Source organism: Methanothrix harundinacea 6Ac, assembly GCF_000235565.1.
Taxonomy (GTDB): Archaea; Halobacteriota; Methanosarcinia; order Methanotrichales; family Methanotrichaceae; genus Methanocrinis; species Methanocrinis harundinaceus.
This window is the reverse complement of record NC_017527.1, coordinates 922,894-941,838: the sequence shown is the minus strand read 5'-3', so window position 1 is coordinate 941,838 and position 18,945 is coordinate 922,894. Positions and strand designations below refer to the sequence as shown.

Genomic DNA, 18,945 nt, shown 5'->3' with positions numbered 1-18,945 from the left:
GCGATTGAACAAAAGGCGGCTTATCGTCTCCTGGGGCTAGACCAATATCCGCCTCAGGAGACGCTCTAAGCGGAATTGAGGCTCGAATCACCAGGGGAGCCTTCTGCTCCAGCCCCCATTTTTCAGTGTTTCTCAAAGCGAGGCGCGAGCAACAGCACCTTGGGGCGCAACGCCTACAGATTTAAAGAAGGGGATCTCTTTTCGGACACGCTCAAACTTCCAGCGAAATTCACAGGATTGAAGAAACTCATACGATCGAAGGTACAAAAACTATTTTAATAAGATTGGATCTTAGATTATTTGAGGCGATTGAATTGAGGTTTAGTTTGATAACGATATCTGCGATTCTGTTAGTTCTGCTCCAAACGGGCTCACCTAATGAATATTCAAACGAAAATATAAATAACCCATCTCTTGACGGGTCTCAACTTCCCGAGGGCTGGCAGAGGATCGTCGACCTCCCCCGCCAGGTTAACGACTTCGCGAGAGACCCCAACGATCCGGAGGTGATCTATGCGGGCGCAGGCCTTTCTGGATCGGGCTCAGGCGTCTATAAGAGCGAGGACGCAGGTCTCACCTGGAACCTGGCATCATCGGGGCTGCCAACCGAAGACGTCTCTGCCTTAGCTGTTCACCATGGCAACTCCGATATACTTCATGCCGACGTTGGGGTTCGTGGTGACATCTTCGCCAGCGAAGATGGGGCGAACAGCTGGAGAAAAGTCGGCAACTGTGGCGTATTTGGCAGCCTGAGAAGCAGGTTGTATTCGGCTCCTGATAACGATATGGTTCTTTATGGCGTCTTCTCTGCAGGAGGCCTGATCAGAAGCACAAACGGCGGGATGAGTTGGCAAGCTTGCGATGGTGGCCTTCCGAAGAGCGACGATGAGAGGATAGGAGCGTATGTCATATCTCTGGCCATCGATCCCCTGAACTCGAGGGTGATCTACGCCGGCACCGGCGGATGGGTTGGTCAGGGGCACGGCGTCTATAAGACCGTCGACGGTGGAGATTCCTGGACTTCGGCCAACAGGGGCATTTTGGATTACCGGATTACCGCCCTGGCCGCGGACCCGACGGATTCGCAGACGATCTATGCAGGTTCGGACAAAGGAGAGTTCTTCAGGAGCGTCGATGGCGGTGCGACCTGGGTCGACCTGACCGACCGGCTGCCAAGGGCCAGTTACTCCCTACCAACATTCCAGGCGATAGAGATCGATCCGGCAGATTCAACCGTCTACGTCCTGATGGACCGGGTGGGGTTGCTGTCGAGCAGCGATGGAGGGCTGAGCTGGGAAAGCTATGGAAGGCCCGACGCCCCGGAGGATCTCAGATTTACTGACATGGCCATCAGCCCTGGCCCTCCCACGAGGGCGGTGGTTTGCGTTGAGAGAAATGGGTGCTGGAGGTACGAGATCGCGCCCGAGGAAGGGTGATAAGAAGCTCAGGGTCGGCATATCTGCCCCCCACTGACGCCTTTCGACCCAGGAGGTGTGGCAGAAGAAGGTCTCCACCGCGTTCTTGCCCCTCAGAAGTCGAAGAGGGACCTCTGGCGGTCGTCCTTCTCCGGCTCCATCGGCTCGGCGCCTTGGTCGGAGGGCCCCCCAAATTCGGCCTCCTCAACCGGCTCAGCCTTCTCATCCTCTCGATCGCTCTCCTCCGAGCCCGCCCCGGATTCCCCTTCGCCGACGGCATCAGATTTGGTCTTATCCGCCCTTCGAGGCCGCTCCCTCTTTTCGGTCTGCTCCGGCTTTTTAGTTCCGCCCCAGGCGATCTCTATCTCCGAGACCCTCTCCTCTTCGAGAAGCTCCCGGGCCGCATCGTAGAGCTTGGATACCTTCTTGGTCGTCGGCTTCGTCCCCAGGAGGAGGGCGATCTCCTCGACGGTGAAGTCGAGAAGGGCCGCCACCTTCGGCCCCGTATCCGGATCTTTGAGGAGGAGGGCGAAGAGCCCCATCATCTCCCCCTTGGCCATCCGGGAGCTGATGTGGCAGTGTCGGCCGATCTTCTTTGCCGCCGACTCCCGGACCTGCCTCGCCCCCTTCGTCTGGCCCATCCTCCGCCAGTAGCTCGGCGGCCGGAAGGGTATGTAGCCCCCCTTCTTCTCCGTCCGGGCGGCCTGGACCCCGCCGGTCATCATGAAGGAGGCGTACCGCCACAGGCCGTAGTTCTGGCGCCGCCGGACCCGGCCGAGGAAGACGTCGGCCCGAGATAGCCTCTCGTATCCGGCGGCAAGGTCTGCGGGCTTGTAGACGAGGGGAAGGTTCTCGTCGATCCAGTGGACCAGGTCCTCGGGGCTCTCGTCGAGGGACCACGCGATCTGGACGGCCTCCCCGAGGCTCGAGCCCCTCAGGATCTTGGCGACCCCGTCGAAGATCGAGGCCTTGGCGTCCCGGACCGCCGTCGCCACCTCGCCGACCTCCCTCGCCCCCTCCAGGGCGGCCTGGAGGTCGTTTATGCCGCTCCGGAGGTCGCCGTTCGCCATATCGGCGATCTCCTCGACCAGCTCCGGAGTACAGGCCGCCCCCTCCGCCCGGCATATCTCCCGGAGCGCCGAGAGGACGGTGCTCTTGGTGATCCTCCGGAACTGGATCCCCAGGGTCCCCTCCCGGAGGGGCTTGGAGAGGCCGTAGTAGTCGTTGGCGATCAGGACCACCGGCTGGTCGGCCTCTTTTACGAGCCGCAGCATCGCGGCGGAGCCGCCTCTGTCAGCAGAGCCGTAGAGGTTGTCGGCCTCGTCGAGGATGACGAGCCTTTTTTTTCCTGAGAAGGTCATCATCCTCGCGGCGGCGCCCGCCACCTTCGAGATGGCGGCGGCGGTCCTGCTGTCGCTGGCGTTCATCTCGATCTGGTCCCAGCCCATCTCCTCGGCGAGGGCGAGGGCGGCGGAGGTCTTCCCCACCCCGGCGGGGCCGTAGAGGACGACGGCCCTCTTCTCGGGGATCCCCCTCTCCCAGGAGCGGGCCCACGCCTCCAGCTCCGAGACGGCCTTCCCGTTCCCGAGGACCTCCTTCAGCCTCCTCGGCCTGTACTTCTCCGTCCACTTGATGGCGGTCATGCGATAGTTGCCCGTCCTTCTCCCTCGATCCTTCCCTCGATCCTTCCTTCGGTCCTTCCTCTCCTCTCTTCAGCCCGAAGCCGGCCTTCCCCTCACCAGACGCCCTCGCGGCCGGCGAGCTCCTCGATCTCGATCTCCCAGATCACCATCGGCATCTTCACCATATCCTCCCGGCGGAAGGCCTTACCGGCGTGGCCCCCCATCTCCCCCCTGGTGAAGAGATCAAAGAGCCTCTCCTTCGCCCCCGCGTCGGAGGATAGGCGGACCCTCCCGGAGGCGATGACGCTCCTCCACCTCCCCCCCTCGACGGAGTCGACCTCGAAGGAGACAAAAGGGTTCTCCCTCGCCATATCGAGCTTCTTTCCTGCAAGGCCCGAATGGAGGAGGATGACGCCTCCGGCGTAGACGTAAGACATGGGGAGGACGTAAGGCCGATCCCCCGTCGAGAGGCCGATCCTCCCGAACCTGGATTTGGCGAGGAGCTCCTCGCACTCGTCTCTGGACATCTCCCTCGGCTTCATGCCCCCCCCTCTCGGGTTGAAAGGTTATTAACTTCTCCTTTCCGGGTCGCCAAAGGTTTTTAGCCTCGGTCCGCCAAAGCAGGGGCGATGTTCCAGAAGATTCTGATCGCCAACCGCGGCGAGATCGCCATAAGGATCATGAGAGCTTGCCGCGAGCTCGGCATATCCACCGTCGCGGTCTACTCCGAGGCCGACAGGAACGCCCTCTTCGCCAAGTACGCCGACGAAGCGGTCTTCGTCGGCCCCTCCCCAGCCTCCCAGAGCTACCTCCGGATCGACAGGATCCTCGAGGCGGCGGAGGAGACCGGGGCGGAGGCGATCCATCCTGGCTACGGCTTCCTCTCAGAGAACCCGAAGTTCGCCCGGGCCTGCGAGGAGAAGGGGGTCGTCTTCATCGGGCCGACGAGCAGCTCCATCGACAGGATGGGGAGCAAGATCGCCGCGAGAGACATCATGAAGAGCGCCGGCGTGCCGATAGTCCCGGGGAGCGAGGGGGGTATCAGCAACCCGGCTGAGGCGATGGACCTAGTGGAGGCGATCGGCTACCCGGTGATGCTGAAGCCGGCGGCCGGAGGCGGCGGTATCGGCATGAAGATCGTATGGGAGGAGAAGGACCTCGCCCCCGCCCTCGACTCGGCCCGGTCGATCGCCAGGTCCGCCTTCAGCGACGAGACCGTCTACATCGAGAAGTACCTCACTGAGCCGAGGCACATCGAGTTTCAGATCCTCGCCGACTCCAAGGGAAAGACGATCTACGTCTCCGACCGGGAGTGCTCGATCCAGAGGCGCCACCAGAAGCTGATCGAGGAGTCGCCCTCGCCGATCATGACCCCGGAGCTCCGGGAGGAGATGGGATCGATCGCCGTCCGGGCGGCGGAGGCGATAGACTACCGGTCCGCGGGCACTGTCGAGTTCATGTACTCGAAGGGAGAGTACTACTTCCTGGAGATGAACACCAGGCTCCAGGTCGAGCACCCCATCACCGAGATGGTGACGAGCGTCGACCTGGCGAAGGAGCAGATCCGGATCGCCGCCGGAGAGCCCCTAGCCTACTCCCAGGACGAGATCGAGATCCGCGGCTGGGCGATCGAGTGCCGGGTCAACGCCGAGGACCCCCTCAACGACTTCGCCCCATCCCCGGGGAGGATCAAGAGGTATCGGAGCCCCGGCGGCCCCGGGATAAGGGTCGACAGCGGGGTTTATGCCGGGTTCCTGATCCCGCCCTACTACGACTCGATGATATCGAAGGTGGTGGCCATGGGGAGGGACAGGAACGAGGCGATAGCGAGGATGGAGCGGGCCCTCTACGAGTACATCGTCACCGGCGTCAAGACGAACATAAACTTCCACCTGGCGGTCCTCCGGCACGAGAGGTTCAGGCGGGGCGACATCAACACCAACTTCCTCAAGGAAGAGGCGATCATGGAGGAGGTGAAGAAGGTGACGGAGGCGGAGCGGGAGAAGGAGCTCTCCCTCGCCTCGGCCCTCGGCGCCGACACCCGGAAGGTGGCGGCCATATCCGCAGCCGTCGGGGCCTACATGTCCCAGCGAGAAAATCCCGGCTCCGAGGAGTAGGTCCCGCCGTGACGAGGGAGGAGGTGAAGAGGGGCCTGATCGGAGGCCTCGGGTCCTGGATCAGCGGCCAGGAGCTGGCAGCTTCCCTGGGGATCAGCCGGGCAGCCGTCTGGAAGGCCGTCGCCTCCCTCCGGGCCGAGGGGTACGAGATCGAGGCCTCAAAGAGGGGCTACAGGCTCTCGGCCCTCCCGGACCTCCTCACCGAGGATCTGATCCGAGAAGGCCTAAGGACGGAGCTCTTGGGGAGGAGGATCATCGCCTCCGAGGCCCTTCCCTCCACCAACGCCGAGGCGAAGAGGTTCGCCGCCTCCGAGGAGGGGACCGTCGTCATCGCCGAGGTCCAGACCGCCGGGAGGGGCAGGATGGATAGATCCTGGCACTCCCCCCGGGGCGGGGTCTGGATGAGCATCATCCTCAAGCCCCAGATACCTCCGGCCCAGGCCTTCAGGGTGAACATCGCCGCCGCCGTCGCCGTCGCCAGGGCCCTGGAAGGGCTCTACGGCCTCGAGGTGAAGATCAAGTGGCCCAACGACCTGATGGTGGGGGGGAGGAAGGTCTCCGGGATCCTGACGGAGATCGGGGCGGATATGGACAGGCTGGATTACGCCGTCGTCGGGATCGGGATCAACGCCAACCTCGACCCCGGCGACCTTGCCGGGGGGTGGAAGGCCACATCGATATCCTCGGAGATCGGGAGGAAGGTCCTGAGGGCGGAGCTCGTCCGGAGGGTCCTGGAGGAGCTGGAGGGGGCATCCCAGGAGATGGAGGCCTCCTCCGGCCGGCTCCAGGAGGAGTGGTCGATCCGGTCCGAAACCCTGGGGCGGAGGGTGAGGATCCTGGCCCGGGACGGCGAGTTCGAGGGGCTGGCAGAGGCCCTGGAGGCGGACGGGTCTCTCGCGGTGAGGAGGGACGGGGGCCTTCTGGAGAGGGTCATCGCCGGGGACTGCGTCCACCTCAGGCCCGCTGGGGAACGGATCTAGGTACCTCTTCTCGGCGGAGGTTATTTGTACGGGGATATTTTTGAGATGGGGGGGTGTCCGGAGATGAAGAGGAAGATGGAGGTGGAGGGGATAGCCAGGGAGACGCTCTACTTCATCCTGGAGGCGTCCCGATCTACCCTCCCGGTGGAGTTTGCGGGGCTCCTCCGGGCCGAAGACGGCGTCATCACCGAGGTGATCATGCTCCCGGGGACGGAGGCGTCGAGCAAGAGCGCCCTCATCCGGCTTTACATGCTCCCCAACATGAGGATAGCGGGCTCCGTCCACAGCCACCCCTCCCCCGACATCCGCCCCTCCCAGGCGGACCTGATCTTCTTCTCCAAGACCGGCGACTATCACATCATCGCGGGGATGCCCTTCGACATGGACAGCTGGATCTGTTATGACAGGACGGGCGCTCCCCGGGACCTCCCCGTCCTGGACGTGGAGATCGATGAGGACGAGGAGGGCTGGTTTGATTAGGGTTCTCGCCACCGGGACCTTCGACCTCCTCCATCCGGGGCATCTGATGTACCTGGAGCAGTCGAAGGCCCTGGGCGACGAGCTGGTGGTGATCGTGGCCCGAGACGCCAACGTCCAGCACAAGCCGAGGCCGATCATCCCCCAGGAGCAGAGGCTCCTGATGGTATCGGCCCTGAAGATGGTGGAGAGGGCGGTCCTGGGGAGCGAGAGGGATATGTTCCAGCCGATCGAGGAGCTGAGGCCCGACGTCATCACCCTGGGCTACGACCAGCACTTCGACGCCCTCCTCCTCCAGGAGGAGCTGGCCACCCGGGGGATCGGGGCCCGGGTGGTGAGGCTGGAGGAGCACGACCCCTGCCCCCTCTGCAGCTCCCGGAAGATCGTCGCCAAGGTCCTGGAGGACCGCCTTTCACCGACCCCGGGGTCGGAGGGGACCCGGATCACACCATAGCGCCAGTTACTTATACCGACCGTCCCTCTTTGCCGACCATATGGCCCCAAAAGTCGCAGTTGGCGGCACCTTCGACCCCATCCACGACGGCCATATCGCCCTTTTGAGGAAGGCCTTCGAGGTGGCGGAGGAGGACGGGGAGGTGGTGATCGCCCTCACCTCCGACGGGATGGCCAAGAGTCAGAGGACGAGGCCGGTCCGTAACTTCGATACGAGGGTCCGGAACCTGAGGGCTGCCCTGAAGGAGAACCTGGGGAGGGAGGACTTCGAGATCGAGATGCTCCACACCTTCTACGGCTCGGCGATCGAGGAGGATTACGACTTCATCGTCGTCTCCCCGGAGACGGAGCCTATGGCCTGCAACATCAACGAGATCAGAAGGGAGAACGGCCTTTCACCCCTCAAGATCGTGATGATCGACTACCAGCTGGCCGAGGACGACGTCCGGATCTCCTCGACCCGGATCTGCGGCGGAGAGATCGACTCCCACGGCAGGATGCTCGTCTAGTTTGATCCGCTGGGATGGCCCTCTCCGGAGACGGCAGGAGGGCCGATCGGTCGCCCGGGACCGTAATCCATATCAACTCACACAATAAAAGGGCGAAGCATGAAGCTTCGCCTCTTCGCGCTCTTCGCGCTATTTTTGGTCTGCATTGTGCCTGCCGTGGGGGAGGGGTATGCGGAGGAGAATCCGCTATATCCTCTGGCCTGGTACAACAAGGGCGTCGCTCTCTCGGAGCTGGGAAGATACGAGGAAGCCGTCGCTTCCTACGACAACGCCCTCGAGCTCGACCCGGAGTACGCCCTCGCCTGGAACAACAAGGGGATCGCCCTCAGCGCCCTGGGAAGAAACGAAGAGGCCCTGGCCTGCTACAATCGCTCCCTGGAGATAGACCCCGACTACGCCCCCGCCTGGAACAACCGGGGGGTGGTTTTGGAGGCCCTGGGGAGGGGAGACGAGGCCCTCGAATCCTACGATAGGGCCCTGGAGGTCGATCCGGCCTACGCCCTCGCCTGGAGCAACCAGGGCGGTGTCTTCTACAGCCGGGGAGATTACAACCGCTCCATCGAGTGCTATGAGAGGGCCCTCGAGATCGACCCCCGGAGCCGGGAGGCCTGGAACAACCTGGGGAGGTCCCTCTTCGCCGCGGGCGAGTACGAAAGGTCCATCGAGGGTTACGATGAGGCCCTCAAGATCGACCCCCTCTACGCCACCGCCTGGAACAACAAGGGGATCGCCCTCGGGACTTTGGGACGCCACCAGGAGGCCCTCGACTGTTACGAGGAGGCCCTGAAGATCGAGCCCTCCCACGTCATGGCCCTATACAACAAGGGGATCGCCCTCGGACTTCTCGGACGGCAGGAGGAGGCGGTCGAATGCTACGACGCCGTCCTGAAGGTCGATCCGAGCTACCCCCCGGCCTGGTACAACCGGGGGGTCGCCCTCGGCCTCCTCGGAAGGCAAGAGCAGGCGGCGGCCAGCTACGATGAGGCTTTGAAGCTCGATCCGGGTTACGCCCAGGCGTGGAACAACCGGGGGATCGCCCTGGGATCCCTGGGAAGGCAGGAGGAGGCGCTCCAGTCCTACCAGCGGGCCCTCGAGATCGACCCCGCCTACTCCCAGGCGTGGTACAACCAGGGGGTCGCCTTCAGCGCCCTCGGCCGGTACCAGGAGGCGATCTCCTCCTACGATCGGGCTCTGGAGCTCGACCCAGAGCTTTCGGAGGCATGGAACAACAAGGGGATCGCCCTCAGCGCCCTGGGGAGACACCAAGAGGCGATCGAATGCTACGAGAGGGCGCTGGAGGTGGGGCTGGCTTCGGCCGGAAACCTCACCAAGGCCGATTTCGATATCGATTCCGATATCAATCCCGACAGCTCGGACGGACCCGAAACCGGACCGGATCTCCAGGAGGGCCTCCCCGAGGCGAACGAATCGGCAGCCATGGCGGGCGCGGTCCTGGAGGGGCCGGACCCGGAGGTCGGTCCCGGCCCATAGGGCCGTATAAATCGTTAAAAGTAGATCCTGTTGGCGTGATCTGGGGGCTGGAGCAGGGCCTAATCCTGGTCGGACCGGCTGACGTTCTTCAGCCGATCGATCCCCCCGATCTCCTCGATCGCCGAGGCGACGGAGGGGGGTACGAGCCTCCTCCACCCCTCGTCTCCGGCGAGGATCATCCTCCGGATGGCGGTCCCAGAGTAGACCTCCCTCCTGTACATCGGCGGCCTTCTCACCTCCATCCCCGCCTCGACGAAGAGCTGGACGACGAGGGGGTTGTTGGAGTAGACGACGTCGAACTTCGGGGTCATCGCCTCGACGTGAGCGACCCAGACGGCGTTCCTCTCCATGTCCACCAGGGGTATGACGTAACAGGTCGCGTCCAGCCCCCGGAGGGCGGGCCAGATCATGCTGATCCTCTCCCCGGCGGTGAAGGGGTTCTCGGTTGTGTGGCTTGCCTGGGCAGACCCGAGGCCGACTACGACCTCGTCCACCTCCTCGACGATCTTCTGGAGGACGGCCTGGTGGCCGAGGTGGTAGGGCTGAAACCGTCCGATGTACAGGCCTCTATTCATAGGATCTCTTTTCCGATCAGCTTTATCGACCTCTCCTTGTTCGGCCCTATCGGCGATCCGACGACGATCTGGGTCACCCCCGTCGCCAGGAGCTCGTCGACCCGCGCCCTGCACTCGACGGGGGTTCCCGATACGGAGAAGACGTCTATCATGGTGCTGGTGACGGCGGCTAGGGCCGAGCCGAAGTCGCCTTTGGCGATGGCCCGGGAGACGGCCGCCGCCTCCTCAGCCTCTATGCCGTGGCGGGAGAGGACCGTCTCGGGGGAGCCGGCGACGATGAAGGCGACGACGATCTTCGCCTCGTTCGCCGCCTTATCGGGGTTTTTGTCAGCGCTGAAGCTGGTGTAGGCGGAGATCTCCACCTCTTTGGGGTCCCGCCCCGCCTTCTCCGCCCCCTGCCTCACCAGGGGGACGGCATACTTGAAGTCGTCGGGGTGGCTCGCGTTCACCAGGACCCCGTCGGCGATCATCCCCGCCATCTCCAGCATCTTCGGCCCCTGGGCCCCGATGTATATCGGGATCTTTCCGGCGGAGAAGGCGAGCTGGGCTCCCGCCATCCCGTGCCCCTCCACCCTCTTCTTCGCGAGGAGCTCCCGCAGCGCCGCCACCGAATCCCTGACGGCGGAGAGGGGCTTCTCCCAGGCGATCCCCATGGCGTCGAAGGTGGCCTTGTCCCCGGGGCCGATCCCCAGGATCGCCCTCCCGCCGGAGATCTCGTTGATGGAGGCGATGCTGGAGGCGGTGACGGCGACGTTCCTGGTGTAGGGGTTGGTGACCCCGGTGCCGAGCCTGACCCTGCTCGTGGCGAGGGCGAGGATCGCGAGGGTCGAGTAGACGTCTCGGTTGTTGTAGTGATCGGTGATCCAGATGGTGTCGAAGCCCGCATCTTCCGCCAGCTTTGCCATGTAGCCCACCTTCAGGGCGGGCTCATTTGGGACGAACTCTATTCCGAACAATCTCCTCTCTCCAAGAGTATCCGGTCGCCGGGGGCGAGGCCGAATAGATCCTTTGCGCTCCCCCCGTTGACCGCAATTTCTGCAAACCCATGGGACCCAAGGGTTATAAGGGGTTCGTCGGCCCCCGCCTCGGCGTACGTCCTCGCCCGGCGGAGGCGTCTCCCCATCAGCTCGACCCGGTCCCAGGGGATCGCGGCCGAGTTGAGGACGACGTTTCCGAATCCGTCGACGTAGATCACCTCCGCCTCGATCCCCTCATCCAGGATCCGGGCCCTCCCGAAGTCGAGGCCCGCCGGATCCACCGCCGGTCCGAAGGACCCGGGGTCTCCGCCCGAGGCGAGGACCGCCGCCGCCGGGGCGAAGACGTCCCGGCCGGCGAAGGTGGGGGCCGCCCCCTCGAAGAAAGAGGGCCCGATCATCCAGGCCGCAGGCTCCCCCGCGGATTTCGCCGCGGGGATGAGCAGGCCGTTGTCGGGGCCGACGAATAGGTGGCCTCCGCTCGCCACGACGATCCCGAGCCGGTCGGTGCCGACGCCGGGGTCGACGACGGCGAGGTGGACCGTTCCCTTGGGAAAGTGCCCGGCGGCGGCCATCAGGGCGAAGGCCCCGGCCCGAACGTCCTGGGGCGGCACGTCGTGGGCGATGTCGACGAGGATCGCGTCCCCAATCCGGGAGAGGATCGCCCCCTTCATCTCCGCCGGATAGAGAGACCCGAAGTCCGAGAGGAGGGTGATGATCGGTCTCTTTGGATAGCCGCTCATGGTCCCCCTCTTGCCCCTACCCGTTTAAGGCGTTCTCCCTTCCCCGAGAGGTAGATCCCCAACGGTGCGGCTTGCACGCCTCCAGGCTGATGGAAAAGTTCAACAGGGAGAAAGGTTTATGGGGGACCCCGGGAGATGTTGTAACATGGCAGATTGTGAACTTTGTGGACTTGCTAAGCCAACCCTGGTGCCGGTGAAAGTTCAGGTGCATACCCTCGCAAACCCCGAAGGGGCGTACAAGGGGCTCTGTCAGGACTGCCTCGCCTCCTGCGAGGCGGCCTATCAGCAGCACTTCGGCGAGAAGAAAGAGGCGAAGAAGTAAGGCCCTGAAGGCTCCACGACGGCATTATCCTTTTTTTCCGCCGTCTATCCTGGGGCCGCTAGCCTCGGGCCGAAGGCGGGGTGACCTGATGCAGAAGGAGGAGAAGGTGGTGGTGGTGCTGCTATTGATGGCCCTCGGATCCCTCGCCGCCGCCTCCTGGGGGCTCGGGGACTTCGATCCCGCCCCCGAGAAGGTGGCCATCGTCGCCGAGGGGACGGCAGCCTCGGTCCAGAGGACCGAAGGCGGCCACCTCATAATCAGGCTCTACTCCTCCCAGATGCCGATATTCGTGAGCCAGGACTCCGGCGCCGATCTCTTGGCAGGAAGGATCGCCAGAGGAGACCGCATCCGGGCGAAGGGGGAGATCGCCTGGTATGAGGGACGCCGGGAGATCGCGGTCCAGGGGGCCGCGGACGTGGAGGTCCTCTGATGACGCTGATAGCCGACGGCTCCGTCCATCTCCTCTCTCTCGACAAAAGGACCCTCTACGCTGAAGATGACGGCTGGCAGTGCGAGCTGGAGGACGGATCGAGGGTGGGTCTTGGGATCGTCTTTGAGGCGGTGGACCTCACCACCTCTCTCGGCCTCGAGGAGGAGTATCCCTTCGTCGTGGAGGCGGCGATCGTCCCCCGGCCGGAGGCCCTCGATGGCGAGGTCGTCCTGGAGGTCTCCGAGGAGGAGAGCCCCAGCCGCGAGCGGCTCATATTCGACGTATACCGCCACTATCGCGGCGTTCCCATCAACATCGACGCCCTCCAGCCCGCCCGGGCCTCCTGCGGCGCCTCAGCCTTCGTCGCCGACCAGATCGTCCGGCCGGAGAAGACCGCCTCGGGTCAGATGATCGAGGTCCGCCACTTCAGAAGCGTCGAGGACGCCCTCGCCTTCACCCGGGAGTTTTACGTCTTCATCTCTCCGATCGTCTTCGAGTTCCTCGACTATCTCCTCGACCAGCCCCTGGGGCGGGGGACGGGGCGGGATATGATCAGGAGGCTTGCGAAGGGGAGATGATCTCAAAATGGTCGAGATCGGATCATAACAGACTATCTCCTTGGTTTTTGAGCCTCCGATTACATCGACAAACTCCCATAAATGAGGAGGGAACGATCCTCAGGGGAAAAATTGATGATCGATCAGATCCTTTGCGTTGAATAAGCCGCTGCCGAGGCGGTGCTTCGCCGCGGGAGAGGGTCTTCATGATATACCTTTATTACACCGACCAGTTCCAAAGATACGACTTCGGCCCGGAGCACCCCCTGAGCCCCATCAGGGTGAGCCTTGCCCATAAGCTGATCGAGGATTCGGGGCTGATCGACGAGAGGACTCGGGTATTGAGGCCGGAACCCGCCACCGAGGAGGAGCTATCCCTCGTCCACACCCTGGAGTACCTCGAGGCGGTGAGGGAAGAGGCGCCGGACCTGGCCTTCGGCCTCGGGAGCGACGATACCCCCGTATTTCCCGGGATCTTCGAGGCGTCATGCTCCATGGCAGGCGGGAGCATCGAGGCGGCAAAGAAGATCCTGGAGGAGGACTGCGCCGCCTTCAACCTCGCCGGCGGCCTCCATCACGCCTTCCCCACCCAGGCTGCGGGCTTCTGCGTCTTCAACGACGCCGCCCTCGCCATCTCGGTCCTGAAGAGGAGGTTCTCCCGGGTCCTCTACATCGACATCGACGCCCATCACGGCGACGGGGTCCAGCAGATCTTCTACGAGGACCCGGAGGTTCTGACCTTCTCGATCCACGAGTCCGGCAAATACCTATTTCCTGGGACGGGCTTCGTCGACGAGGCGGGGGCGGGGCCGGGGCTCGGCTACTCCGTCAACGTCCCAATGCCGATGAACGCCGGCGACCGGGACTTCCTTCTGGCCTTCGAGGAGGTGGGACCCAAGCTCTTCGACTGGTTCCGGCCGGAGGCGGTGGTGGCCCAGCTGGGGGTGGACACCCACTACTCCGACCCCCTGACGAGCCTCAACGTCACCCTCCGGGGGTACGTCGCCGCCGTCCGCCGGATCGTCGATCTTACCAATAGGTACGCGAAAGGGAGACTTCTGGCCCTCGGCGGCGGGGGGTACAACCTGGCGGTGGTCCCGACCGCCTGGACCTCTGCCCTGGCCATTATGAGGGGCGAGCCGGTCCCCGAGTATCTCCCGCCCTACTGGGTGGAGCTCTTTTCCAACGTCGTCGGCTACGTCCCCCTCTCCTATCCGGACCTGGAGGTGAGCCCCGGCATAGAGACCCAGAAGAGGGTCTCCGCCGAGCTCGCCGAGACCCTGGAGGAGCTGACGAGGGTCCACTCGAAGATCCACCCCGGCCTCCTCTGACCCGCCGGCCGGCATCATCGACCTCCCGCCCCATCGAAGACGATCCTCATCTCCTCGGCCCCGCCGTCCACCGCCACCCTCTCAAAGCCCATCTTCTTTATCAGCTTCAGAGCCGGGAGGTTATCCTCCAGCACCTCAGCGGTGAACCCGACTAGGCCCCTCCTCTTGGCGATATCCGTCAAGTAGGTGTGGAGGAGCGTCCCCACCCCCCGGCGCTGGTAGTCGTCTCTGACCACCACCGCCAGCTCAGCGAGCTCCCCCCTACCGCCCCTGCTGTACTGGCCTATGCCGATGACTACCTCCCTCTCTCCCCGGAGGAGGAGGGCGAGGATCACCATATCCCTGGAGTAGTCCACCGCCACGAAATCCTGGATCCGGGAGTGGTGCATCTCCCTCCTCGCCGAGGCGAACCTCCGATAAAGGGTCTTATCGGATAGGGAGTAGAAGAACTCCTTGACTAGAGGCTCATCGCTGATCTTGACGGGCCTGAGGAAGATCCAAAGCCCCGACCTCGTCACCTTCCACGCCTCCAGATCCTCGGGGTAGTCGGAGGAGCGATATATCTGGTCCCGATAGACGAGGGAGAGCTCCCGGGCCGCTTCCATAAGCCGGGGCCTGAACATCGGATGGGATATGCCGATCAGGCTCATCGCCCTCTCCCTCACGCTCCTTCCCCGGAGGTTGGCGATGCCGTACTCGGTCACCACGTACTGGACGTCTCCCCGGTGGAAGGTGGCGCTCGCCCCCGGGGCGAGGCGGGGGACGATCCGGCTCGCCCTGCCGTCGGGGGAGAGGGAGGGGAGGGCGAGGATCGACCTTCCTCCGGGGGCGAGGGCCGCCCCCCGCATGAACTCCGCCTCGGCGCCGACGCCAGAATAAAACCTCCCCCCCAGGGACTCGGCGGTGGCCTGGCCGGTGAGGTCGATCTCGAGAGCGGTGTTTATCGCCGTCAAATTCCTCATGCTCGCGATGACGGCAAGGCTCGCCGTCCGGTCGATGGGCCTGAAGAGGACGGCGGGATTTTTATCGAGGAGGTCATAGGTCTCCCTCCTCCCGACGGCGAAAGAGGCGACGGCCACGCCGGGGTCGATGCTCTTTCTGCTGTTGTCGATCGCCCCCGACCTCAATAGCTCCGCCGCCCCATCGGTGAAGAGGTCGCTGTGGAGCCCCAGGTGCCTCTTCTCCGATAGATGAGAGAGGACGGCATCGGGCAGCCCCCCGAAGCCCACCTGGAGGGTGGCCCCGTCCTCGACGATCCGGGCGACGTTCTCACCTATCCTCTTCACCACCCCCTCCGGGAGGGGCCAATGGTGCTCGAGGAGGGGCTCGTCGTGAACGACGACGTAGTCGAGGTCCCGGAGGCTTACGATCCCGTCGCCGAGGACGTAGGGCATCCGGGGGTTCGCCTGGGCTGCCACGATCTTCGACCCCTCCACGGCGGCCAGGACGGCGTCGACGCTGATCCCGAGGCTGACGTTCCCGGCTTTGTCGGGGAGGGAGGTCTGGACGAGGGCGAGGTCGATGGGGATCACCTCCTGGCGGATCAGGTCCGGGACGGCGGAGAGGAAAACAGGGGTGTAGTCCGCCGAGCCGTCGTTGACGGAATCCCTCGCCGCCTCTCCGATGGCGAAAGAGTTGATCCGGAGGCTCTCTTTCAACCCCTCCTCGGCATAGGGGGCCGATCCGAGGCCGTATATCGATAGAATCTCTAGGTCGAAGAGCTCCGTCGAGGAGGCCCGGAGGTGGTCCAAAAGCCCCCGGACCAGGGCCTGGGGCTCTCCGCAGGCCGTCCCGACGAAGATCCTGGCCCCGGACCGGAGGACCCCGAATATCTCCTCCATCGGGACGAACTTCTCGGGAAACCGCCTCTTCCACCTATCCCCGTCGACGCGGACCAATGATCCCATCCTTCAATACCCCAAGAGCGGCGGATCAGGCCAGGGGAGCGGAACCCCAAGCCGAGCCCTTTTCCCGGCGGGATGACCCTCGCCTCCGCCGGAGCCCTCTCCGAGGAAGGGTCCGGTCCGGAGGGGGCCGGGTCCGGATCTGCCTGCCGTCCCGCCGAAGGTCTTCGGCTGCCGGGAAGCCGAGTCTCGTCGATCCGGCGGTCCCCTACGCCGGTGGTTTCAAATCAGGCCTCCGCCTCTTTCGCTATCCTCAGACCCCACCGGTTCAGCTTACCGACGTCGGACCTGGCGAGGTCGGCGACCTTCAGCCTCCAGGCTCCCCGGACCTGCTGTCCCCGGAGCTTCTGGAGGTCGGGGGTCGTGGCGGAGGTGTAGCTTTTGATGATGTTGTCTGTGGCCATCCCCTCCCGCAGGTGGAGGGGGACGGCCGTTCCCGCCGGGGAGATGAGGGTCACCTCCAGGTCGCCGATGAAGCCGTGGGTGATGTCGACGTAGACCTCCAAATCCCTCACCCTCCCGGGGTCGGTGGTGCTGATCGCCGCCACGATCCCGCTGGGGTCGTTGTCGGGGATGGTGGCCGCCGGGGCGTCCTCCAGGGTGACGGACCCGGCCTTCTCCCCCTCGATCTCCAGCTCCCACCGGTTGAGCCTCCCCGTATCCCGAGCTGCCAGGTCCTGGACGAGAAGGGTCCAGTCCCCCTGGACGAACTGGCCGGCGAGGGAGGCGAGGGCGGGGGTCGTCATCGGGTCGAAGGTCGCCCTGATGTCGTCGGAGCCGCCGCCGTTCCTCTCGTGGATCACGACGAACTTCCCCGAGGGGGCGATGAGGGTCAGCCGGAGGTCTCCGATGAAGGAATGGGAGATGTCGACGGTGACCCGGGCCCTGGATAGGTTGGCGGCCTCGGAGAAGGAGATCGAATCCCTAACCCCCTCGGGGTCGTTGTCGGGGATGGGGAGGTCCGGGGTTCGGGCCTGCTTGAAGACCTTGTCCCTCCCCTCGCCCCGGAGGCGGAGGGCCTCGGCCACCGCCCTCGCCGCATCGACCCGGCCGTGGCCGAACCACGGGCTCCAGCTCCCGGCCGGGTCTCCGACGTCGACGAAATCGCCGCGGTCGAAGGGGGGGATCGGCGAGACGTCCCAGCTAGTATCGGGGTCAAAGCTGGCGGGGGGCGTCCGGGAGTACCCGCCGAGGTTCAGGTCCTTCGAGGCGGTCCTCTTCAGGATCGATACCACCTCCAGGGCCGACAGGTCGGGGTTTGCCGAGATGACCAGGGCGGCTATCCCCGCCACCAGGGGGGCGGCGCTGGAGGTGCCGCCGAACTCTTCCGTCACCGGGATACGCTCGCCGGAGGCGGTGGTGATCCCGAGCCCCTGGAGGGTCAGCCTGTAGTAGGAGTGGAGGTTGCTCGTGGGGGCAGTGATGGAGATACCGCTGCCGTAGTTGGAGTAGTGGCTCCTCTGGGCCATGCTCGATAAGGCGGCGACGATCATCACCCCGGGGATGCCGACGAGCTGGTTCTCGAACCTGCGGGCGGTATCGACCCCCACCCAGAGGGGGCTTCCGTCGGGCCTGATCACCCAACCGTCGGTGAAGGGGACCTCCATCGAGCCAGTGTGATTTACGGGGCAGTTGGCGTTACCCGCGGCCCATACGAAGACGATACCCCGCCCCCGGCGCCCCCCGGCCCTGGAGAGGTCGCCGATCAGCCGGACCACGGCGGGGGCGAAGTCGAGGGTGGGGCTCGACCCCCAGGAGTTGGAGAGGACGTCCACCTTGTCGGCGAGGTAGCTCAGGGCCGTCATGACCTTGTCGTCGCTGATGAGCAGGTACCCCGAGTCGTCCACCTCCCACTTTATCGGGAGGAGGCGGCAGCCGGGGGCGGCTCCCACCGTCAGGGCCGAGTCCGCCTCGGCGGCGATCACCCCGCAGCAGGAGGTTCCGTGGTCGTCGCCCCGGGTGTACATCTCGGAGGGGTCGGCACCGATGTTGATCTCTTTGACCAGGGTCGTCCCCCTGAAGTAACCCCATCCGGCAAACTTCTCGGGGGAGTCGAAGTCGGCATGGTCGAGCCTGCATCCGTCGTCGGTGACCCCGACGACGACGCTTCCGCTCCCGAAGCTCCCGAGGATCCGCCAGGCGTCCTCGCACATCGACGACGACCGGGGATCGAAGCTCCTCCCGGAGAAACGGGTGTGGAGGTGCCACTGGAGGGAGTAAGCGGGGTCCCTCGGAACCTCGAAATCGTAGGTGGCCATCCGCCGGTTGAGGTCGTGGTCCGCGGTCTCGACGGCCGGCTCCTGCTCCATCAGCTTCACCACCAGCTTCACCGGGTTCATCCCCGTCCCGTCGGTCAGCTGGAAGAGGTGGTCCCGGTCGGAGTAGGACTTGAGCCTTAACAGGCCGTACTTCCCGGCGAAGGCATCCACATCTTCAGCCGGGAGAGGCTCCCGGAAGGTGACGATGATCCGGTCTGATATCAGAAACTCCTCCCCCGTCTCCGCGACCCGGTAGGCGTGGTGGGTGGGGGCGATGTGTCTGGTCATGCTCATCAGCTGCTCGAGATCCCCGGCCCTCGTCGTGACCTTCGAGGATCGAGAGGAGACCCTCTCGGCATCGGAGATCCCCATCTCTTCAAGATCCTCCGGGAGCGCCCGGACGACGAACTGGTCCTCCTCCTTCTCGAGGGGGACCTTCTTTCCCGCCCGGTAGGTGTATGTCGTATCTTCCTTGGTCATGGCCATCACCTTAGATATAACATCTTTCTATTTTGTACCTGCAAGAGATATATCTCCTTCGATTAGTTGGATATATCTCCGGCAGTATCAAACCAAACTGTTATATTTATATTAAAAATTCGTATTTGAGATCTTCAAACCATGAAGGACTATTTAAAAGATAAGAGGGATTGATAGTATCTATTTTTTGCTCCATCTCCGGGTATGTCCATCCATTAAAAATGACGCCATCCCATGAGAGGTTTCCATAAACTTTTATGTTACTTAAAGTGGCGGTCAAACCCGAGAGAGGATACTTTCGCCCCCC

General features: G+C 64.0%; 18 protein-coding genes. 11 read left to right on the top strand and 7 right to left on the bottom strand.

The annotated features are described in order from the left end of the window. Window positions 1–284: 284 nt before the first annotated feature. A complete protein-coding gene (locus MHAR_RS04475; RefSeq protein WP_048144361.1) occupies window positions 285–1,436 on the top strand; it encodes a hypothetical protein in 1,152 nt (383 codons plus the stop codon). 92 nt (window positions 1,437–1,528) lie between these two features. Here the strand turns inward: MHAR_RS04475 and MHAR_RS04470 are convergent, their stop codons facing one another. Together MHAR_RS04470 and MHAR_RS04465 are read right to left on the bottom strand one after the other, a co-directional pair. Further along, the gene (locus MHAR_RS04470) at window positions 1,529–3,058 is read right to left on the bottom strand and encodes a replication factor C large subunit (protein WP_014586422.1); all 1,530 of its coding nucleotides are present in this window, start codon (window positions 3,056–3,058) and stop codon (window positions 1,529–1,531) included. Between the two features lie 92 nt (window positions 3,059–3,150). Continuing rightward, window positions 3,151–3,579 (bottom strand): pyridoxamine 5'-phosphate oxidase family protein, encoded by a 429-nt coding sequence (locus MHAR_RS04465; protein ID WP_014586421.1) that lies wholly within the window; start codon window positions 3,577–3,579, stop codon window positions 3,151–3,153. A gap of 87 nt (window positions 3,580–3,666) precedes the next feature. Here MHAR_RS04465 and MHAR_RS04460 point away from each other — a divergent pair, with 87 nt between their 5' ends. The 6 genes from MHAR_RS04460 (at window position 3,667) to MHAR_RS04435 (ending at window position 9,064) form a co-directional block, all read left to right on the top strand. Further along, window positions 3,667–5,154 carry an acetyl-CoA carboxylase biotin carboxylase subunit gene (locus tag MHAR_RS04460; protein WP_014586420.1) on the top strand — a complete coding sequence of 496 codons (1,488 nt, stop codon included), beginning with the start codon at window positions 3,667–3,669 and terminating at the stop codon, window positions 5,152–5,154. Between the two features lie 8 nt (window positions 5,155–5,162). After that, a complete protein-coding gene (locus MHAR_RS13270) occupies window positions 5,163–6,134 on the top strand; it encodes a biotin--[acetyl-CoA-carboxylase] ligase (RefSeq protein ID WP_014586419.1) in 972 nt (323 codons plus the stop codon). Between the two features lie 75 nt (window positions 6,135–6,209). Beyond that, a complete protein-coding gene (locus MHAR_RS04450; RefSeq protein ID WP_048144832.1) occupies window positions 6,210–6,614 on the top strand; it encodes a Mov34/MPN/PAD-1 family protein in 405 nt (134 codons plus the stop codon). After that, a complete protein-coding gene (locus MHAR_RS04445) occupies window positions 6,586–7,065 on the top strand; it encodes an adenylyltransferase/cytidyltransferase family protein (protein ID WP_048144360.1) in 480 nt (159 codons plus the stop codon). The genes MHAR_RS04450 and MHAR_RS04445 overlap by 29 nt, the downstream gene beginning before the upstream one ends. Before the next feature lie 40 nt (window positions 7,066–7,105). After that, the gene (locus MHAR_RS04440; protein WP_014586416.1) at window positions 7,106–7,573 is read left to right on the top strand and encodes a phosphopantetheine adenylyltransferase; all 468 of its coding nucleotides are present in this window, start codon (window positions 7,106–7,108) and stop codon (window positions 7,571–7,573) included. Between the two features lie 99 nt (window positions 7,574–7,672). After that, window positions 7,673–9,064, top strand: a complete 1,392-nt coding sequence (locus MHAR_RS04435; protein WP_014586415.1) for a tetratricopeptide repeat protein — start codon at window positions 7,673–7,675, stop codon at window positions 9,062–9,064. Between the two features lie 59 nt (window positions 9,065–9,123). Here MHAR_RS04435 and MHAR_RS04430 read toward each other — a convergent pair whose 3' ends face one another. From MHAR_RS04430 to MHAR_RS04420, 3 genes are read right to left on the bottom strand one after another with little or no spacing between them, the layout of a single operon-like run. Further along, complete coding sequence (locus MHAR_RS04430) at window positions 9,124–9,639, bottom strand: nicotinamide-nucleotide adenylyltransferase (protein WP_014586414.1); 516 nt, start codon at window positions 9,637–9,639, stop codon at window positions 9,124–9,126. Next, window positions 9,636–10,544 (bottom strand): 5,10-methylenetetrahydromethanopterin reductase, encoded by a 909-nt coding sequence (mer, locus tag MHAR_RS04425; protein ID WP_048144830.1) that lies wholly within the window; start codon window positions 10,542–10,544, stop codon window positions 9,636–9,638. Before mer ends, MHAR_RS04430 begins: the two co-directional genes overlap by 4 nt. Window positions 10,545–10,582: 38 nt before the next feature. Next, complete coding sequence (locus MHAR_RS04420; RefSeq protein WP_014586412.1) at window positions 10,583–11,356, bottom strand: SAM hydrolase/SAM-dependent halogenase family protein; 774 nt, start codon at window positions 11,354–11,356, stop codon at window positions 10,583–10,585. Window positions 11,357–11,501: 145 nt separating this feature from the next. Between MHAR_RS04420 and fpoO the strand changes: the two genes are divergently transcribed. The 4 genes from fpoO to MHAR_RS04400 all read left to right on the top strand — a co-directional run bounded on the left by fpoO (window position 11,502) and on the right by MHAR_RS04400 (window position 13,996). Further along, complete coding sequence (gene fpoO, locus MHAR_RS04415; protein WP_014586411.1) at window positions 11,502–11,678, top strand: F420H2 dehydrogenase subunit FpoO; 177 nt, start codon at window positions 11,502–11,504, stop codon at window positions 11,676–11,678. An 88-nt stretch (window positions 11,679–11,766) separates the two neighbouring features. Beyond that, on the top strand, window positions 11,767–12,108 hold the full coding sequence (locus MHAR_RS04410; RefSeq protein WP_014586410.1) for an OB-fold nucleic acid binding domain-containing protein: 342 nt from the start codon (window positions 11,767–11,769) through the stop codon (window positions 12,106–12,108). Next, on the top strand, window positions 12,108–12,686 hold the full coding sequence (locus MHAR_RS04405; RefSeq protein WP_014586409.1) for a hypothetical protein: 579 nt from the start codon (window positions 12,108–12,110) through the stop codon (window positions 12,684–12,686). The genes MHAR_RS04410 and MHAR_RS04405 overlap by 1 nt, the downstream gene beginning before the upstream one ends. Before the next feature lie 185 nt (window positions 12,687–12,871). After that, window positions 12,872–13,996 carry an acetoin utilization protein AcuC gene (locus MHAR_RS04400; protein WP_014586408.1) on the top strand — a complete coding sequence of 375 codons (1,125 nt, stop codon included), beginning with the start codon at window positions 12,872–12,874 and terminating at the stop codon, window positions 13,994–13,996. A 14-nt stretch (window positions 13,997–14,010) separates the two neighbouring features. Here MHAR_RS04400 and MHAR_RS04395 read toward each other — a convergent pair whose 3' ends face one another. Both MHAR_RS04395 and MHAR_RS04390 read right to left on the bottom strand, forming a co-directional pair. Continuing rightward, the gene (locus tag MHAR_RS04395; protein ID WP_048144359.1) at window positions 14,011–15,903 is read right to left on the bottom strand and encodes a bifunctional acetyl-CoA hydrolase/transferase family protein/GNAT family N-acetyltransferase; all 1,893 of its coding nucleotides are present in this window, start codon (window positions 15,901–15,903) and stop codon (window positions 14,011–14,013) included. Between the two features lie 224 nt (window positions 15,904–16,127). Continuing rightward, a complete protein-coding gene (locus MHAR_RS04390) occupies window positions 16,128–18,638 on the bottom strand; it encodes a proprotein convertase P-domain-containing protein (protein ID WP_014586406.1) in 2,511 nt (836 codons plus the stop codon). Between the last annotated feature and the right edge of the window lie 307 nt (window positions 18,639–18,945).

Coding starts and splice junctions, on each gene's coding strand:
- MHAR_RS04410 (WP_014586410.1), top strand. CDS start 11,767: ATGCAGAAGGAGGAGAAGGTGGTGGTGGTGCTGCTATTGATGGCCCTC.
- MHAR_RS04420 (WP_014586412.1), bottom strand. CDS start 11,356: ATGAGCGGCTATCCAAAGAGACCGATCATCACCCTCCTCTCGGACTTC.
- MHAR_RS04395 (WP_048144359.1), bottom strand. CDS start 15,903: ATGGGATCATTGGTCCGCGTCGACGGGGATAGGTGGAAGAGGCGGTTT.
- MHAR_RS04470 (WP_014586422.1), bottom strand. CDS start 3,058: ATGACCGCCATCAAGTGGACGGAGAAGTACAGGCCGAGGAGGCTGAAG.
- MHAR_RS04390 (WP_014586406.1), bottom strand. CDS start 18,638: ATGACCAAGGAAGATACGACATACACCTACCGGGCGGGAAAGAAGGTC.
- MHAR_RS04445 (WP_048144360.1), top strand. CDS start 6,586: ATGAGGACGAGGAGGGCTGGTTTGATTAGGGTTCTCGCCACCGGGACC.
- MHAR_RS04435 (WP_014586415.1), top strand. CDS start 7,673: ATGAAGCTTCGCCTCTTCGCGCTCTTCGCGCTATTTTTGGTCTGCATT.
- MHAR_RS04460 (WP_014586420.1), top strand. CDS start 3,667: ATGTTCCAGAAGATTCTGATCGCCAACCGCGGCGAGATCGCCATAAGG.
- MHAR_RS04405 (WP_014586409.1), top strand. CDS start 12,108: ATGACGCTGATAGCCGACGGCTCCGTCCATCTCCTCTCTCTCGACAAA.
- mer (WP_048144830.1), bottom strand. CDS start 10,544: ATGGCAAAGCTGGCGGAAGATGCGGGCTTCGACACCATCTGGATCACC.
- MHAR_RS04430 (WP_014586414.1), bottom strand. CDS start 9,639: ATGAATAGAGGCCTGTACATCGGACGGTTTCAGCCCTACCACCTCGGC.
- MHAR_RS04400 (WP_014586408.1), top strand. CDS start 12,872: ATGATATACCTTTATTACACCGACCAGTTCCAAAGATACGACTTCGGC.
- MHAR_RS04450 (WP_048144832.1), top strand. CDS start 6,210: ATGGAGGTGGAGGGGATAGCCAGGGAGACGCTCTACTTCATCCTGGAG.
- MHAR_RS04465 (WP_014586421.1), bottom strand. CDS start 3,579: ATGAAGCCGAGGGAGATGTCCAGAGACGAGTGCGAGGAGCTCCTCGCC.
- MHAR_RS04440 (WP_014586416.1), top strand. CDS start 7,106: ATGGCCCCAAAAGTCGCAGTTGGCGGCACCTTCGACCCCATCCACGAC.
- fpoO (WP_014586411.1), top strand. CDS start 11,502: ATGGCAGATTGTGAACTTTGTGGACTTGCTAAGCCAACCCTGGTGCCG.